Origin of the sequence: Propioniciclava tarda, assembly GCF_900182665.1 — a bacterium.
In the GTDB taxonomy this organism is placed as follows: Bacteria; Actinomycetota; Actinomycetes; order Propionibacteriales; family Propionibacteriaceae; genus Propioniciclava; species Propioniciclava tarda.
The window spans coordinates 115,268-131,312 of the sequence record NZ_FXTL01000003.1 but is presented as its reverse complement, the minus strand read 5'-3'; the positions used below and the strand labels follow the sequence as shown (position 1 = coordinate 131,312).

The 16,045-nt window shown below is 68.8% G+C and carries 13 protein-coding genes and 1 pseudogene; 5 read left to right on the top strand and 9 right to left on the bottom strand.

Annotated elements, in window-relative coordinates:
- Positions 1-81: 81 nt before the first annotated feature.
- Both FN821_RS04325 and rpsO read right to left on the bottom strand, forming a co-directional pair.
- Positions 82-2,262 (bottom strand): annotated as a pseudogene (locus FN821_RS04325) (polyribonucleotide nucleotidyltransferase); the annotation flags it as partial.
- Between the two features lie 241 nt (positions 2,263-2,503).
- A complete protein-coding gene (rpsO, locus tag FN821_RS04320; protein ID WP_131171284.1) occupies positions 2,504-2,767 on the bottom strand; it encodes a 30S ribosomal protein S15 in 264 nt (87 codons plus the stop codon).
- 280 nt (positions 2,768-3,047) lie between these two features.
- Here rpsO and FN821_RS04315 point away from each other — a divergent pair, with 280 nt between their 5' ends.
- The 3 genes from FN821_RS04315 (at position 3,048) to FN821_RS04305 (ending at position 6,723) form a co-directional block, all read left to right on the top strand.
- On the top strand, positions 3,048-4,601 hold the full coding sequence (locus FN821_RS04315; RefSeq protein ID WP_131171285.1) for a Re/Si-specific NAD(P)(+) transhydrogenase subunit alpha: 1,554 nt from the start codon (positions 3,048-3,050) through the stop codon (positions 4,599-4,601).
- A gap of 3 nt (positions 4,602-4,604) precedes the next feature.
- Positions 4,605-6,080: a Re/Si-specific NAD(P)(+) transhydrogenase subunit beta gene (gene pntB, locus FN821_RS04310; protein WP_131171286.1), complete on the top strand. Its 1,476-nt coding sequence runs from the start codon at positions 4,605-4,607 to the stop codon at positions 6,078-6,080.
- Positions 6,081-6,252: 172 nt separating this feature from the next.
- Positions 6,253-6,723 carry a GNAT family N-acetyltransferase gene (locus FN821_RS04305; protein ID WP_131171287.1) on the top strand — a complete coding sequence of 157 codons (471 nt, stop codon included), beginning with the start codon at positions 6,253-6,255 and terminating at the stop codon, positions 6,721-6,723.
- On the opposite strand, the gene FN821_RS04300 is transcribed toward FN821_RS04305, so the two are convergent.
- From FN821_RS04300 to FN821_RS04270, 7 genes are all read right to left on the bottom strand, one after another.
- The gene (locus FN821_RS04300; protein WP_131171288.1) at positions 6,703-7,167 is read right to left on the bottom strand and encodes a hypothetical protein; all 465 of its coding nucleotides are present in this window, start codon (positions 7,165-7,167) and stop codon (positions 6,703-6,705) included. The genes FN821_RS04305 and FN821_RS04300 overlap by 21 nt on opposite strands.
- 145 nt (positions 7,168-7,312) lie before the next feature.
- Positions 7,313-8,236, bottom strand: a complete 924-nt coding sequence (locus FN821_RS04295) for a bifunctional riboflavin kinase/FAD synthetase (RefSeq protein ID WP_131171289.1) — start codon at positions 8,234-8,236, stop codon at positions 7,313-7,315.
- Positions 8,233-8,568 (bottom strand): DUF2029 domain-containing protein, encoded by a 336-nt coding sequence (locus FN821_RS04290; RefSeq protein WP_131171290.1) that lies wholly within the window; start codon positions 8,566-8,568, stop codon positions 8,233-8,235. The genes FN821_RS04295 and FN821_RS04290 overlap by 4 nt, the downstream gene beginning before the upstream one ends.
- A gap of 228 nt (positions 8,569-8,796) precedes the next feature.
- The gene (gene truB / locus FN821_RS04285; protein WP_131171291.1) at positions 8,797-9,693 is read right to left on the bottom strand and encodes a tRNA pseudouridine(55) synthase TruB; all 897 of its coding nucleotides are present in this window, start codon (positions 9,691-9,693) and stop codon (positions 8,797-8,799) included.
- Entirely contained in the window at positions 9,690-10,136 is a 447-nt protein-coding gene (gene rbfA, locus FN821_RS04280; protein WP_131171292.1) for a 30S ribosome-binding factor RbfA, read from the bottom strand. Before rbfA ends, truB begins: the two co-directional genes overlap by 4 nt.
- A gap of 207 nt (positions 10,137-10,343) precedes the next feature.
- Complete coding sequence (gene infB / locus FN821_RS04275; protein ID WP_131171408.1) at positions 10,344-13,226, bottom strand: translation initiation factor IF-2; 2,883 nt, start codon at positions 13,224-13,226, stop codon at positions 10,344-10,346.
- A 172-nt stretch (positions 13,227-13,398) separates the two neighbouring features.
- Positions 13,399-13,653, bottom strand: coding sequence for a YlxR family protein (locus tag FN821_RS04270; RefSeq protein WP_131171293.1), 255 nt, complete (start codon positions 13,651-13,653; stop codon positions 13,399-13,401).
- Positions 13,654-13,802: 149 nt separating this feature from the next.
- Here FN821_RS04270 and FN821_RS04265 point away from each other — a divergent pair, with 149 nt between their 5' ends.
- Together FN821_RS04265 and FN821_RS04260 are read left to right on the top strand one after the other, a co-directional pair.
- Positions 13,803-14,273, top strand: a complete 471-nt coding sequence (locus tag FN821_RS04265) for a DUF485 domain-containing protein (RefSeq protein WP_131171294.1) — start codon at positions 13,803-13,805, stop codon at positions 14,271-14,273.
- Complete coding sequence (locus FN821_RS04260; RefSeq protein ID WP_131171295.1) at positions 14,270-15,886, top strand: solute symporter family protein; 1,617 nt, start codon at positions 14,270-14,272, stop codon at positions 15,884-15,886. The genes FN821_RS04265 and FN821_RS04260 overlap by 4 nt, the downstream gene beginning before the upstream one ends.
- The last annotated feature ends 159 nt before the right edge of the window (positions 15,887-16,045 follow it).

Below are 16,045 nucleotides of genomic sequence, written 5' to 3'. Positions count from 1 at the left end.
GCGGGTCCGACCCTCGGAGCGGCCCTCGGACTCGACCTCAGCGGACGCCTCGGAGGGCGCCTCCGCGGCGGCGTCCGACTTCTCGTCCTCGACGGGGATCAGGGACAGCTTGCCCTTCTCGTCGATCTCGGAGATCTCGACCTGGACCTTCTGGCCCACGCTCACGACGTCCTCGACGTTCTCGACGCGGTTGCCCTTGTTGAGCCCCCGCAGCTTCGAGATGTGCAGCAGGCCGTCCTTGCCGGGCATCAGCGACACGAACGCGCCGAACGGCATGATCTTGACGATCGTGCCCAGGTAGCGCTCGCCCTTCTCGGGCATCGTCGGGTTGGCGATGCCGTTGATGATCTGGCGGGCGGCTTCTGCGGCCTCGCCGTTGTCGGCGCCGATGTAGATCGTGCCGTCGTCCTCGATCGAGATGTTGGCGCCCGTGTCGGCCTGGATCTGGTTGATCATCTTGCCCTTCGGGCCGATGACCTCGCCGATCTTGTCGACCGGGATGTGCACCGTGATGATCCGCGGAGCGTACGGCGACATCTCGTCCGGAACATCGATGGCCTCGTTCATGACCTCGAGCAGCGTCAGGCGCGCCTCCTTGGCCTGCAGCAGGGCGGACGCCAGCACGTCGGCGGGGATGCCGTCGAGCTTGGTGTCCAGCTGCAGCGCGGTGACGAAGTCACGCGTGCCGGCGACCTTGAAGTCCATGTCGCCCAGGGCGTCCTCGGCGCCGAGGATGTCGGTCAGCGCGAGGTAGCGCATCTGGCCGTCGATCTCCTCGGACATGAGGCCCATGGCGATGCCCGCCACGGGAGCCTTCAGCGGGACGCCCGCGTTCAGCAGCGACATCGTGGACGCGCAGACCGAGCCCATGGACGTCGAGCCGTTCGAGCCCAGCGCCTCCGACACCTGACGGATGGCGTAGGGGAATTCCTCGCGCCCGGGCAGCACCGGCACCAGCGCACGCTCGGCGAGGGCGCCGTGGCCGATCTCGCGCCGCTTCGGCGAGCCGACGCGGCCCGTCTCTCCGGTCGAGTAGGGCGGGAAGTTGTAGTTGTGCATGTAACGCTTCGTCGTCTCGGGCGCCAGCGTGTCGAGCTTCTGCTCCATGTCGAGCATGTTCAGCGTGGAGACGCCCAGGATCTGGGTCTCGCCGCGCTGGAACAGCGCCGAGCCGTGCACGCGCGGGATGACCCCGACCTCGGCGGACAGCGTCCGGATGTCGCGGACGCCGCGGCCGTCGATGCGCACCTCTTCGGTCAGCACCTTGCGGCGGACGACCTTCTTGGTGATCGCGTAGAAAGCGCCCGAGATCTCCTTCTCGCGGCCCTCGAACTGGCTCGCCAGCTCGGCCTTGATGGCGGCCTTGAGCTCCTCGGTCGCCGTCTCGCGCTCCGCCTTGCCGGCAATGCTCATCACGGCCTTCAGGCGATCGGACGCCGCCGCCTCGACGGCCGCGTACACGTCGGGCTCGTAGTCGCGGAAGATCGGCAGATCGGCGCTCGCCTTGGGGCACTGCGCCGCCAGCTCGGCCTGCGCGTCGCACAGGGCCTTGATGAACGCCTTGGACGCCTCCAGGCCCGCCGCGACGACCTCTTCGGTCGGGGCGGTGCGTCCGGACTTGACCAGGTTCCACGTGTACTCGGTGGACTCGGCCTCGACCATCATGATCGCGACGTCGCCGTCCTCGAGGACGCGGCCGGCGACGACCATCTCGAAGGTGGCGTCCTGGCTCTGCTCGACGGTCGGGAAGCCGACCCACTGATCAGCGATGAGGGCAACGCGGACGCCGCCGACGGGGCCCGAGAAGGGCAGTCCGGCGAGGGTCGTGGACGCCGAGCCCGCGTTGATCGCGAGCACGTCGTAGCGGACGTTGGGGTTGAGCGCCATCACCGTGATGACGACCTGGACCTCGTTGCGCAGGCCCTTGACGAAGCACGGACGCAGCGGGCGGTCGGTGAGGCGGCACGCCAGGATGGCGCCCTCGCTGGGGCGTCCCTCGCGGCGGAAGAACGAGCCGGGGATGCGGCCCGCGGCGTACATGCGCTCCTCGACGTCGACCGTCAGCGGGAAGAAGTCGATGGCGTCGCGCGGGTTCTTGGCGGCGGTGGTGGCGGACAGCAGCATCGTGTCGCCGTCCAGGTAGACGGCGGCCGAGCCGGACGCCTGGCGGGCCAGCAGGCCGGTCTCGAACCGGACGACATGCTTGCCGTACTTACCGTTGTCGATGATCGCCTCTGTGAAGCGAACGTCAGGTCCTTCCATAGCCATGGAAGCACTCCTTTCGAAAGTGCCCGGCGGGACCCGCGTCGTGGATGTCGGTCTTCGATCGAGGCCCGCGGGAACGACCGTGTCGCATCCCGAAAGCCACTACCGAGGACCGGCCGGGGCGCGGGGCCCGGTGAGCGGTGGTTTGTTGCTTGTTGAGTTGTCGACCGGGGCGGGCCCCGGACATGCAGGTAAGGGAGTGGCCGTTGTTGGCCACTCCCTTACCGGAGGCTGTAGGTCACCGACGCAGACCCAGGCGCGCGATGAGCGCGCGGTAGTGCTCGACGTCGGCCTTCATGACGTAGTTGAGCAGGCGGCGACGCTGGCCGACCAGGATCAGCAGACCCCGGCGGCTGTGGTGGTCGCCCTTGTGCTCCTTGAGGTGCTCGGTCAGGTGCGCGATGCGCTTGGTGAGCAGGGCGATCTGAACGTCGGGCGACCCGGTGTCTCCCGGCTTGGTCGCGTACTCGTCGATGATCTTCTTCTTGGTCTCGGCGTCCATTGAAGGAGGCACTCCTCTCGGTTTCCCGTTGCGCGGCGCTTCCCCTTCTTCAGCGGGGAGGCTCTTGGGCTTCCGCGGCCGTTCAGACGGCAGTGACGAACTCTACCGGACGGCTGTCGTGGCGACTAAATCGGACGCCGCGGCGTCCGTTTGGTCGAAAGAACTGAACCCGTAAAAAATGTCGGCATCGAGATACCGGGTTCGCCACGGGCGGCGAGCGCACGGGTTAGGCTTCGGAAGCGGTGGCCAAGGTCGGCCGCAGGAGTGGAGGAACTCAACGATGAGGATCGGAATCCCACTGGAGACGAACCTGGGTGAGACGCGCGTCGCCGCGACCCCCAAGACCGTCGCCCAGTTGATGAAGCTGGGATACGAGGTGATCATCGAGGCGGGAGCTGGACACAAGTCTTCCTACCGGGACGCCGACTACGAGGCGGCCGGAGCGATGATCGCCGACAAGGACACGACGTGGGCATCCGAGGTGGTCGCCAAGATCAACGCGCCCAGCGACGCTGAGATCCAGCAGCTGCGCGAGGGCGCGACGCTGATCTCGCTGATCGCCCCCGCTCGCAACCCTGAGCTGGTCGAAAAGCTGAACGCCCGCAAGCTGACCGCGTTGGCGATGGACGCCGTCCCGCGCATCTCCCGCGCGCAGGCCCTGGACGTGCTGTCCTCCATGGCGAACATCGCGGGCTACCGGGCCGTGATCGAGGCCGCCGGCGAGTTCGGCTCCTTCTTCACCGGCCAGGTGACCGCCGCGGGCAAGGTCCCGCCAGCCAAGGTGCTCGTCGCGGGCGCCGGCGTCGCCGGCCTCGCCGCCATCGGAACGGCCAAGTCGCTGGGCGCCATCGTCCGCGCGACGGATGCCCGCCCCGAGGTCGCCGACCAGGTCGAGTCGATGGGCGGCGAGTTCCTCAAGGTCGACGTCAAGACCGAGGTGTCGAGTGACGGCTACGCCAAGGAGATGGGCGACGACTTCAAGAAGGCTGCCGAGCGCCTCTACGCCGAGCAGGCCAAGGACGTCGACATCATCATCACGACGGCCCTGATCCCCGGAAAGCCGGCCCCGCGCCTGATCACCGAAGAGATGGTGGCGTCGATGAAGCCCGGCTCGGTCATCGTCGACATGGCGGCGTCCAACGGCGGCAACGTCGCGGGATCGAAGCCCGACGAGGTCGTCGTCACGCCCAACGGCGTCAAGATCCTGGGCTACACCGATCTGCCCGGACGCCTCCCCACGCAGGCGTCCCAGCTCTACGGCACCAACGTCGTGAACCTCTTCAAGCTGCTCACACCAGGCAAGGACGGCGAGGTCGTGCTCGACCTCGATGACGTCGTTCTGCGCGGCATGACGGTCACCCGCGATGGCGAGGTCATGTGGCCGCCGCCGCCGGTGCAGGTCTCCGCGGCTGCCGCACCCGTCGCCGCACTCGTGACGGTCGACCCGGCTCAGAAGGCGCTGCAGGAGGCCGCGAAGGCGGCCAAGGCGTCCCAGCGGACCCTGACGGGCAGCGTGATCGCTGCGCTGCTGGTGATCGCTGGCGTCGCGTTCTCGCCGGCCACCTTCGGCGGTTACTTCACGGTGTTCTGCCTCGCCGTGGCGGTGGGCTTCTACGTCGTGAGCGGCGTGGCGCACTCGCTGCACACGCCCCTGATGGCCCAGACCAACGCGATCTCGGGCATCATCCTGGTCGGCGCGATCCTGCAGCTGGGCTCGACCAATCCGGCGGTGCTGGCGATGTCGTTCATCGCGGCGTCCATCGCGGCCATCAACATCTTCGGCGGCTTCCTGGTCTCGTACCGGATGCTCAGCATGTTCCGGAAGGAGGCCTGAGCCATGAATGCAACGTTGATTCAGGGATTCATCAACGGCCTGTACCTGATCGCAGGCATCCTGTTCATCCTGTCGCTCGCCGGGCTGTCCAAGCAGACCACCGCCCGCGCAGGCAACCAGGCCGGCATGGTCGGCATGGTCCTCGGCCTCTCGGCCGTCATCATCGACTCCCTGCACCGGTCGGCCACCGCCCTGCCGGGTGAGCGGCAGTCGGTGCTGGTCACCGCCGGCCTGATCATCGCGGTCCTCGCCATCGGGGCCATCATCGGTACCCCGATCGCGCGCAAGGTCGAGATGACCCAGATGCCCGAGCTGATCGCCATCTTCCACTCCTTCGTGGGTATGGCGGCCGTCCTGGTGGGCTTCAACTCGTTCGCGGTGCCCCCGGGCGCCGGCGAGCAGACCAGTCCCACCGTGCACCTCGTCGAGGTGGCGCTGGGCGTCCTGATCGGCGCCTACACGTTCACGGGCTCCGTCGTGGCGTACCTCAAGCTGTCGGCCAAGATGAACTCGAAGCCGCTCATGCTGCCGGGACGCAACATGCTGAACCTGATCGGGTTCCTGGCGTTCTTCGCCCTGATGATCTGGTTCGTCGTCATCGGCGCCGGCGGCGAGCACGGACCCACACCGCTCGGCTGGGCGCTGATCATCGCCATTGCTGTCATCGGCTTCCTGCTCGGCTTCCACATGGTGGCGGCTATCGGCGGCGGCGATATGCCGGTCGTGGTCTCGATGCTCAACTCGTACTCGGGCTGGGCCGCGGCTGCAGCGGGCTTCATGCTCAACAACAACCTGCTGATCATCACCGGCTCGCTCGTCGGTAGCTCCGGCGCGATCCTGAGCTACATCATGTGCAAGGCCATGAACCGGTCGTTCGTGTCCGTCATCGCGGGCGGGTTCGGCGAGGGCGCGACGCCGGTGTCGTCCGGAGCTGAGGTCACCGGTGAGCACCGCGAGATCGACGCCGCCGGAGCCGCAGAGCTCCTGTGGAACTCCAAGAGCGTCATCATCACGCCCGGCTACGGCATGGCCACCGCCAAGGCCCAGCACGCGGTCGCGGAGCTCACCTCCAAGCTGCGCGCCCACGGCGTCACGGTGCGCTTCGGCGTCCACCCGGTCGCCGGACGCCTCCCGGGCCACATGAACGTCCTGCTCGCCGAGGCGCACGTGCCGTACGACATCGTCTTGGAGATGGACGAGATCAACGAGGACTTCCCCGAGACCGACGTCGTGCTCGTCATCGGCGCCAACGACACGGTCAACCCGGCGGCCCTCGACGACCCGACCAGCCCGATCGCCGGCATGCCGGTGCTCGAGGTCTGGAAGGCCGAGAACGTGATCGTGTTCAAGCGGTCGATGGCGACCGGCTACGCCGGCGTCCAGAACCCGCTGTTCTTCAAGGAGAACTCGCAGATGCTGTTCGGTGACGCCAAGAACGCCGTCACCGACATCCTGACCGCGCTGAACACGCAGTCCTAGTCCGGACGCCGCAGGGCCCGTTCCGCTTCGGCGGGGCGGGCCCTCGGCGCGCCTGGGGCGTCCGCTTGAGGGAGGCTCCGTGCACTCGCTGGGCAAGCCCTCAGTTGGACGCCTCGCGCCGGAGCGAGGAGACTGAGGGCTCACGAGCACATCACCCACGAGGAGCAAACCGATGAGCAATCATCCCGTTGACGTGCGCCTGTGCACTCCGGACGACCTTGCCCTGCTGGAGAGTCGCGAGGTGCGGCCCGGCTCGAACTTCGCCCAACGCAACCTGGCTCTGGCTGCCTCGGGCGACTTCTTCTTCGTCGGCGCTTTCACGCCTGACGAAGTCGCCGGCTATGTGGCCCTGGATTGCAGGGCCGACAACGAACTGCGTCCGGAGATGCTGACGCTGTGGGTCTACCCCGAGTACCGGCGCCAGGGCCTTGGCGTGAAGCTGACCCGGTTCATCGAGGGCATCGCCGCCCAGCAGGGCTTCAACTCGGTCAAGCTGGGCGTCGACCCGGAGAACCCCGCGGCCATCCCGATGTACATCGGGCTCGACTACACGCCGACCGGCGACCACCGGGTCGTCACCGACGAGGACGGCGCCGAGACCCGCGAGGCCATCTTCCGCAAGTCACTCACGATCAACCGCTGACGGGTCCGCGAGGGCCACGGCCTGGACCGTTCGGCTTCCGGACGCCCAGGCGAGGTTGATCTTCACCGCCGTTCCGTCGTCTGCCCAGGTCGCGACGAGGACGCGTCCGAGGAGCAACGCGGACGCCACCATGCCCAGGTCCCCCGTGTCGGACGAGCGTGCCAGGATCGTGGTGGAGTCCGCAAACCGCAGGTAGCCCTGCCCCTTGATGCCGGGGTCAGGGTCAACGTGTTCGAGCGGGACGCGCCGAGCGTGGATGCGGGTGAGCGCCATCACCAGCGCGGCGGCGCGGTTCAGGTGCTCCTCCAGCAGGACCTCGCGTCCGAGCCGATCAAGCTCGTCGGCGTCCTGTGGGTCGACCGGCAGTGGCGGACGCCGACGGCCGGCGAGCAGGCCCCAGGTCAGCGCCACCGCGCCGATCAGCAGGACTGCCAGGTACTCCACGGACCCATGGTGCGTCCACCGGGTGTGCGGCGCCGAGGTCGGGCACGCCGCCATGTGTCGGGGGCTGGATTGCTGCGATGAGTCGAGTCCGCGCCGATGCGTGCATCGAGAACGCGAACGTTGACGAGACTCCGGCCGGGGCCCGTCAGGAACCGAGGATCTCCCGGCAGCGCAGGACGTCGTCGTCCATCTGGACGATCAGGGCCTCGATGCCGTCGAACCGGACCTGACCGCGGATGCGATCGACGAAGTCGACGGCGATGGGGGCCCCGTACAGCTCCAGATCGGTGCGATCGAGCACGTAGCTCTCCACCCGGCGGTCGATGCCGTCGAACGTCGGGTTCGTCCCGACGGAGATGGCCGCCGGCCACCGCTCGGGACCCGCGCCGGGCGCGAGCGCCGCGCCGTGGGCGTCCAGGCCGTCAAGCCGCGTGACCCAGCCGGCGTAGACGCCGTCGAGCGGGCAGGCCAGTTCAGCGGGCACCGGCAGGTTCGCGGTCGGGAAGCCGAGCTGGCGTCCGCGTCTGTCGCCGGTCCGCACGACCCCGCTGAACCGGAACGGACGCCCCAGGTGTTCGGCGGCCAGGGCGACATCGCCGTCCGCCAAGGCCGTCCGGATCAGGGTCGAGCACGTGTCGACGTCCTCGTGGCCGACCAGCCCGAGGCCCGTGACCTTGAACCGCCCGGCTCCGAGCTGCCGCAGGGTCTCGACGTTGCCGGACGCCCCCCGGCCGAAGCGGAAGTTCTCCCCCACCACCACCCGCGCCGGGTCGAGCGGTGCGATGACGTCGGTGATGAACGCCTCCGGGGTCAAGGCGGCGAAGGCGGGCGTAAAGTCGATGACCCGGACCTCGTCCGCCCCGGCTTCTTTGAGGAGTGCGACCCGCTCCGCCAGCCGCGTCAGCAGCAGCGGCGCGCCGGTCGCCCGCAGGACGGCCAGCGGGTGGGGCCAGAACGTGACGACGATCAGCGGCAGCCCAGGCTCAGCCTGGCGGGCGGCCTTCAGCACCTCGCGGTGTCCGGGGTGGACGCCGTCGAAGTTGCCGATCACGACGACTGACTGGCTCACCTCATCCCCGATCCCGCGCCGTCGGCGCGCCTGGAGAACACTACCAACCTCACCGGCGTCCACGGTCCGCCCAGGCAGCCCACCAGGATTGCGGCCCGCGCGGCGTGTCCGGCCTTGAACAGCTGGGTCGCGTGCCGGAAGGCCACGATCGCCACGAGGACCCCGCACGCCCCGGCGAGGATCATCGGCCACGGCTGATCCAGGCCGCGACGCAGCCAAAACGCCAGGATCGATCGGTTGTCGAAGCTGGCCGGCGGACCGCCGCGAAGGCCGTCCACGAGATAGCGCGTCCAGTAGGCGACCGAGTCGCCCGGGAACACGGCCAGGCCCACGAGTTGCGCTGCCCTGCCCCGAGATGATGTTGTTCACCACCGGCCACGAGCCGAGTAGAGCCAGCGCGAACAGGGACGCGAGCGCGTCCCGGTACAACGTGAGGTCTACGAGTTGTTCGCGAGCGCCGCGCTCGACCACCGCGATGAACTCGAAGACCGCCACCCCCAGCGCAGCCGCGAGCGCCGAAGCCGTGCCGAGCACGGCACGGCTCAGGGGCTCCGTGGGCCTCACCCCGGGAGCACCGCCACCGGAACCGAACCGCCAGCCGCGGGCCGGTAGAGGGCCAACAAGCGTCCGTCGTAGATCAGTGCCGTCGGGTCGGCCGGCACCTCGAGGGCCAGCGGGCGTCCGTAGCCGATGTCGCGGGCCGCGTCGGCGTCCACCTCTACGACGGGGAAGCAACGGCGCGCCAGGTCCGCGAGATCCATCAGGGCCGGGCGGGGCCACTCCCCCGCCCCTGGGTCGTGGGGGGCGGCGTCCCAGGTCGCGTCGTCGATGCTGAAGGGGCCGACGCGCGTCCGGCGCAGGGCGGTGAGGTGCCCGCCGGTCCCGAGCGCGATCCCGAGATCGCGCGCCAAGGCCCGCACATACGTGCCGGACGTGCAGTCGATCCGGGCGTCGATGTCGATGACGCGGACGCCGTCGGCGTCGGTCTCGCGGACGGCCAGGACGTCGAAGGCCGAGACCGTCACCGGGCGGCCCCTGAGCTCGACCGCCTCGCCAGCTCTGACGAGGGCATAGGCGCGCTTGCCGTCCACCTTGATCGCCGAGACCGCGCTCGGCACCTGGACGATGTCGCCGGTCAGGGCGGCGACGGCTGCGTCCAGTCGGCCGCGATCCAGACCGGACGCCCCGGGTGCGGCGGTGATCTCGCCCTCGGAGTCGTCCGTGACGGTCGAGACGCCCAGCCGGATCGTCGTCTCGTACGTCTTGTCAGCGAGCGTCAGGTGACCGAGCAGGCGCGTCCCGGCGCCAACGCCGAGCAGGAGCACGCCGGTCGCCAACGGGTCGAGCGTCCCGGCGTGGCCGATCTTCTTGGTGCCGAGCGCGCGCCGAGCGCGCGCCACCACGGTGTGCGACGTGCAGCCCTGCGGCTTGTCGACGACCAGGAAGCCCGAGGTCACTCCTCGTCGTCCTCGTCTTCGTCGTCGACGTGCGGCTTCTTGTACGGGTCGGCCTCGCCCGCGTAGACCGCGCCTTCGGCCTTCGCCGCGACCTCGGCGTCCAGCCCGCGCGCCTTGGCCAGAACCGCCTCGATCTCGGCGGCGGTCTCGGGGATGGCGTCCAGGATGAAGGTGATGCTCGGGGTGAACTTCATCCCCAGTTGCTTGCCGACCGTCGAGCGGATCATTCCGCGCGCGGACTCCAGCGCTGCCGCCGTGTCCGTCCGCTCCTGCTCGCCGCCCATGACGGTGTAGAAGATGGACGCCTCGCGCCCGTCCCCGGTCATGCGCACGTCGGTGACGGTCACGAAGCCGAGGCGCGGGTCCTTCAGGCGTCGCTCGATGTAGGTGGCCACGATCTGCTTGATCTGCTCACCGGTCTTGATGTACCGAGGGTTTCCCATGTGACAAGCCCTTTCTTTCTTGACTTCCATCCCCACCGCACCCGGCAGCGGAAGCCTCCACGGCGAATAAGGGGCCGGGACACCCCGGTCAGGGTTCGGTCGGGCGTCCGGAAGATGATGCGGACGAGGGCCTCGTCCGGATCATCTGGAGGGGGCGGGACCGGGGTGTCCCGGCCCCGCCCCACTCAGATTCAGCTGCCGAATCGACTAATCCCGCGCCTTCTCGACCATCTCGTACGTCTCGATCATGTCGCCGATCTGGATGTCGTTGTAGTTGTGGAGCGTGATGCCACACTCGTAACCCTCGCGGACATCGGTGACATCGTCCTTCTCACGACGCAGCGATCCGATGGACGTCTCGTGCACCACGACGCCGTCGCGGACGAGCCGCGCCTTGGCGTTGCGGCGGATGTGACCCGACATGACAAGACAGCCGGCGATGTTGCCGAACTTGGAGCTGCGGAACACCTCGCGGATCTCGGCCGTGCCAGCGGTCTTCTCCTCGAAGATCGGCTTGAGCATGCCCTTGAGCGCCGCCTCCACGTCGTCGATCGCCGCGTAGATGACCGAGTAGTAGCGGATGTCGACGCCCTCGGCGTCCGCCAGTTGGGTCGCCTTGCCCTGCGGACGGACGTTGAAGCCGATGATGACCGCGTTGGACGCCGCCGCCAGCATGACGTTGGTCTCGGTGATGGCACCGACACCGCGGTCGATGACGCGGAGCGCGACCTCGTCGTTGATCTCGATCTGCAACAGCGCATCTTCCAGCGCCTCGACGGCACCGGCGGAGTCGCCCTTGAGGATGAGGTTGAGCTCCTGGGTCTGACCCGACTCGAGCTCGGCGAACAGCTGCTCCAGCGTCTTGCGACGGGTGGACTTGGCCAGCATGGCCGCCCGCTGCAGCGCCTGACGCTTGTCCGCGATCTGACGAGCCATCCGGTCGTCCTCGACGACCAGGAAGTTGTCGCCGGCTCCAGGGACGGAGGTCAGGCCCAGCACCTGGACGGGCATGGACGGCGGTGCCTCAGTGACGGTCTCGCCCTGGTCGTTGATCAGCGCGCGGACGCGGCCGTGGGCCGAGCCGGCGACGATCGAGTCGCCCATGCGGAGGGTTCCGCGGTGCACCAGGACGGTCGCGACGGGGCCACGGCCCTTGTCGAGATGCGCCTCGATCGCGACGCCCTCGGCGTCCATGTCCGGGTTGGCCCGCAGGTCCAGGGAGGCGTCGGCCGTGAGGACGATGGCCTCCAGCAGCTCCTCGAGGCCGAGGCGGCTGACCGCGGAGACGTCGACGAACATGGTGTCGCCGCCGTACTCCTCGGGGATGAGCCCGTACTCGGTCAGCTGACCGCGGACCTTGACCGGGTCGGCCGTCTCCTTGTCGATCTTGTTGACCGCGACGACGATCGGCACATCGGCCGCCTTCGCGTGGTTCAAGGCCTCGATCGTCTGGGGCATGACGCCGTCGTCGGCCGCGACCACCAGCACCGCGATGTCGGTCGACTTCGCGCCACGGGCGCGCATGGCGGTGAACGCCTCGTGGCCCGGGGTGTCGATGAAGGTGATGGCACGCTCGCGGCCGTCCACCTCGGTGTCGATCTGGTAGGCGCCGATGGCCTGGGTGATGCCACCCGCCTCCTTGGCGACCACGTTGGTGTGCCGGATGGCGTCCAGCAGCTTGGTCTTGCCGTGGTCGACGTGACCCATGACGGTGACGACCGGCGGACGAGCCTCGAGGTCGTCCTCGTCGCCCTCGTTCTCGCCGAAGCTGACACCGAAGCTCGACAGCAGCTCGCGGTCCTCGTCTTCGGGCGAGACCACCTCGATGTCGTAGTTGAGCTCGACGCCCAGGATCTGCAGCGTCTCGTCGGAGACCGACTGGGTCGCGTTGACCATCTCACCCTGGGCGAACAGCACCTGCACCAGGGACGCCGCGTCGACGCCGATCTTCTCGGCCAGGTCGGTCAGCGAAGCGCCGCGGCGGAGACGGATCGTCTCGCCGTTGCCCTGCCTGATCCGGACGCCGCCAATCGACGGCGCCTCCATCTGGTCGAACTCTTGCCTGCGCTGCTTACGGCTCTTCTTTCCGCGCTTGTTCGGGCCGCCTGCGCGACCGAACGCACCCTGGGTGCCTGAGCCACCGCGGCCACCGCGGCCACCGCGGCCACCGCCAGCGGGTGCACCCCCGGGGCCGCCCATCGGCGCGCCGGGGCGTCCGGGAGCACCGGGACGACCGGGGCGTCCGGCACCGGCGGCGCCGGGGCGTCCGGGAGCACCTGGACGACCGGGGGCGACGACGCCGTCGTTTTGACGGCGCGGCATCATCGCGGGGTTCGGACGCGGCATGCCGGCGACCCCACCCTGCGGGCGAGGCATGCCGGGGACGCCGGGACGGGGCGCGGGGCGTCCGTCGGCCGGCGCTGCACCCTCGGGACGGGGGCGACGAACGCCCATGCCCTGGGACGGAGCGAACGGGTTGTTGCCGGGACGCGGTGCGCCACCGGGACGCCGCTGGCCGGACGCCGACGGGCTGCCCGAACCGGGGCCCGCGGGCCGCGGGCCGGGGCGCGGACCCGGGGTGACCGGGCGCGGACCGGGCGCCGACGGCGCAGCGGACGCCGCAGCCGGCGGCTGGGGCGCACGGGGTGCCGGGGCGGACGGAGCCGGCGGAACACGTCCGGGCACCGGACGCTGGGCGGGGGCCGCGGGAGCCGCCGAGGCCTCCGGGCTGGCCGTCGGCGCAGCAACGCGCGGCGCCGCGAGGGCCGTCGGCGCGGGCGCTGTCACAGGCGCAGCGGACGGCGCGGGGGTCGACGCAGCAGGCGCGGCAGGGGCGGACGGTGCCGCCGGCTGCGCGGCGGGTCGCTGCGGCTGGGCCGGAGCGGCGGGCGCCGCGGGTGCGGGCGCAGCGGCGGCTTCGGCCGCGGCGCGCGCAGCCTTGTACTTGTCGGTGACGCGCCGGACGACCGGCGCTTCGATCGTGGAGGACGCTGACTTCACGTACTCGCCCATCGCCTGAATGTCGGCGAGTAGGACTTTGCTCTCGATCCCGAGCTCTTTGGCGAGCTCGTGAACGCGGACCTTGGACACGGCCACGAGGTATGTTCCCTTCAGGTCCGCGTCAGTGCGCGGACCGGTTTAGTTTGTGCTCATTTCTGGGTACTCATCGAGCGTTCATGAGCGGAGCTCACTTTCGTCGGTTGTGTTCACACCTGAGCGTGCGAAGCGCGGGCCAAGTCTAAGGCGACGGACGCCGTTTGGCCTAAACGGCCGAACCGGCCGCCAGGCCTCGGAGCAGCTCGTCCAGCTGGTCGGACGGAACCGCCGCCACCTTGAGGGTTCGTTGGACGCCGCGGCTGCGGATCGCTTGCGCGACGCAGCCCGGGTGGACGTAGGCCCCGCGTCCGGGGAGGCGACGTGCGGCGTCCACGATGAAGACCCCGTCGCTGACGACGATGCGGGTCAACTCGTCCTGCTCGGCTGCTACGCGGCAGCCGACGCACGTCCTGGTCGGCATCCGTTCAGCTTAACGGAACGTGATCAACCCGATATCTCTCGATCTAGTCAATCTTGACGTCGAGACAATAGCCTCCTGCCTGAGCCCCTCACCCAGCACCATCTCCGGGGGCGCATCCATGCAGTCCTACATCCCAACGAGGGGGTCCCATGCAGGATCAACGCACCGACGAGGCGCACGCCTCGCAGCCCTACCATCCCGGCGGCGGTTACGCCGAGGACGGCACCGAGTTCCACCTGCCCGCCGACCACTGGCCGCTGCCGGCGCTGGTCCACCTGGACGCCCCGCACGCGGAGCCGTCCACGTCGCAGTTCGTCGCGGTGCACGGCTCGCCCGAGTTCGCCAAGCTGCGCAGCACCTTCCGCAACTTCGCCTTCCCCATGACGATCGCCGCCCTGGTCGTCTACTTCACCTACGTCGTGCTCTCCATCTACGCCGTCGGCTTCATGAAGCAGCCGTTCTTCGGCATGAAGGGCCTGACCGTCGGGTTCGCCTTCGGTCTCGTCCAGTACGTCGTCGTCTGGCTGTGGACCTGGCTCTACGTCCGCTTCGCCAACACCAAGCTCGACAAGGCATCGTCCGCCCTCCGCACCAAGCTCGAGAAGGGAGCCGCGGCATGACCCCGCTCGCCACCTACGGCAATCCGACGATCAACATCATCGTCTTCGCCTTGTTCGTCGTGGCCACGATGGCCATCGTCATCATCGTCACGCGGCAAAAGTCCAAGGCGTCCGACTTCTACACCGGCGGAGCAGCCTTCTCCGGACGCCAAAACGGCCTCGCGATCACGGGCGATTACCTCTCGGCGGCCGCCTTCCTCGGAGTGACCGGCGCTATCGCGATCTCCGGCTACGACGGCATGCTCTACTCGGTCGGCTTCTTCGTCGCCCTGCTGTTGGCGTTGTACCTCGTGGCTGAGCCGATGCGAAACACCGGCAAGTACACGATGGCCGACGTTTTGAGCTTCCGGATGCAGCAAAAGCCGGTCCGAACCGCTGCAGCCACGTCCACCCTCGTGATCTCGTTCGTGTACTTGCTCGCCCAGATGGCCGGCGCGGGCGGCCTGGTCGCCCTTCTCCTCGGCGTCTCTGACAAGAACATGCAATCGTTGGTGATCGGGCTGGTCGGAGTCTTGATGATCACGTACGTGCTCATCGGCGGCATGAAGGGCACGACCTGGGTGCAGATGATCAAGGCCGTGATGCTCATCAGCGGCGCCGTGATCATGGCCGCGCTGGTCATGTTCCACAACGGATTCAGCCTCGACCACCTGCTGGTCTCCGCTCAGACCGCTGGCCTCGACAAGAACACCGGTCTTGGCAAGGACATCCTGTCGCCCATGATGAAGTACGGCACGACCGACTGGACGAAGCTCTCCTTCCTGTCGCTCTCCCTCGCGCTCATCGCTGGCCCGTCCGGTCTGCCGCACGTGCTCATGCGCTTCTACACCGTCCCCACGGCCAAGGAGGCCCGCCGCTCGGCGGTCTGGGCGATCATCCTGGTCGGCGTCTTCTTCCTGCTGACGCTCATCCTTGGCATGGGCGCTGCCCAGTTGGTCGGTCAGAAGACGATCATGGCGGCTCCGGGCGGCGCGAACGCGGCGGCCCCGCTGCTGGCGCTCAACCTGGGCGGCGAGGTCTTCATGGGCGTGATCTCGGGCGTGGCCTTCGCCACGATCCTGGCCGTCGTCGCCGGGCTCACCATCACGGCGTCCGCGTCGTTCGCCCATGACGTGTACAACTCGATCCTGAAAGACGGCAAGGCCGATCCCGAGCAGGAGGTGAAGGTCGCGCGTATCACCAGCGTCGTGATCGGCGTCCTGGCGATCGTCGGTGGCATCTTCGCCAACGGCCAAAACATCGCGTTCCTGATCTCGCTGGCGTTCGCCGTGGCGGCGTCCGCGAACCTGCCCTCGATCCTCTACACGCTCTACTGGCCACGGTTCAACACCCGCGGCTCGGTGTGGAGCATCTACACCGGCCTGATCTCGGCCGTCGTGTTGATCGTCTTCTCCCCCGCCATCTCGGGCGCGAAGACGGCCATGCTGGGCGACGGCATCAACTTCGCGTGGTTCCCGCTGGACAACCCGGCCCTGGTCAGCATCCCGCTGGCCTTCCTGGCCGGCTACATCGGGACCCTCACCAGCAAGGTCCGCGGCGACGAGGAACTCGCCAAGGAGATGGAGGTCCGGTCCATGACCGGCGCCGGCGCCGGCAAGGCGATCGCGCACTAGCCTCGACCAACAACGAACCGGCCGTCCCCGTCAGGAGGCGGCCGGTTTCGTTCGCGTCGGCGTCCACGATCGAGATCGAACGCCGCAGGGGCCAGACGGCGGCGGAGGGCTTCGACAAGCTCAGCCAACGGCGGGGCCAGAGGGCTTCGACAAGCCCAG

Coding starts and splice junctions, on each gene's coding strand:
- FN821_RS04315 (WP_131171285.1), top strand. CDS start 3,048: ATGAGGATCGGAATCCCACTGGAGACGAACCTGGGTGAGACGCGCGTC.
- FN821_RS04260 (WP_131171295.1), top strand. CDS start 14,270: ATGACCCCGCTCGCCACCTACGGCAATCCGACGATCAACATCATCGTC.
- FN821_RS04305 (WP_131171287.1), top strand. CDS start 6,253: ATGAGCAATCATCCCGTTGACGTGCGCCTGTGCACTCCGGACGACCTT.
- FN821_RS04270 (WP_131171293.1), bottom strand. CDS start 13,653: ATGCCGACCAGGACGTGCGTCGGCTGCCGCGTAGCAGCCGAGCAGGAC.
- FN821_RS04265 (WP_131171294.1), top strand. CDS start 13,803: ATGCAGGATCAACGCACCGACGAGGCGCACGCCTCGCAGCCCTACCAT.
- rbfA (WP_131171292.1), bottom strand. CDS start 10,136: ATGGGAAACCCTCGGTACATCAAGACCGGTGAGCAGATCAAGCAGATC.
- pntB (WP_131171286.1), top strand. CDS start 4,605: ATGAATGCAACGTTGATTCAGGGATTCATCAACGGCCTGTACCTGATC.
- rpsO (WP_131171284.1), bottom strand. CDS start 2,767: ATGGACGCCGAGACCAAGAAGAAGATCATCGACGAGTACGCGACCAAG.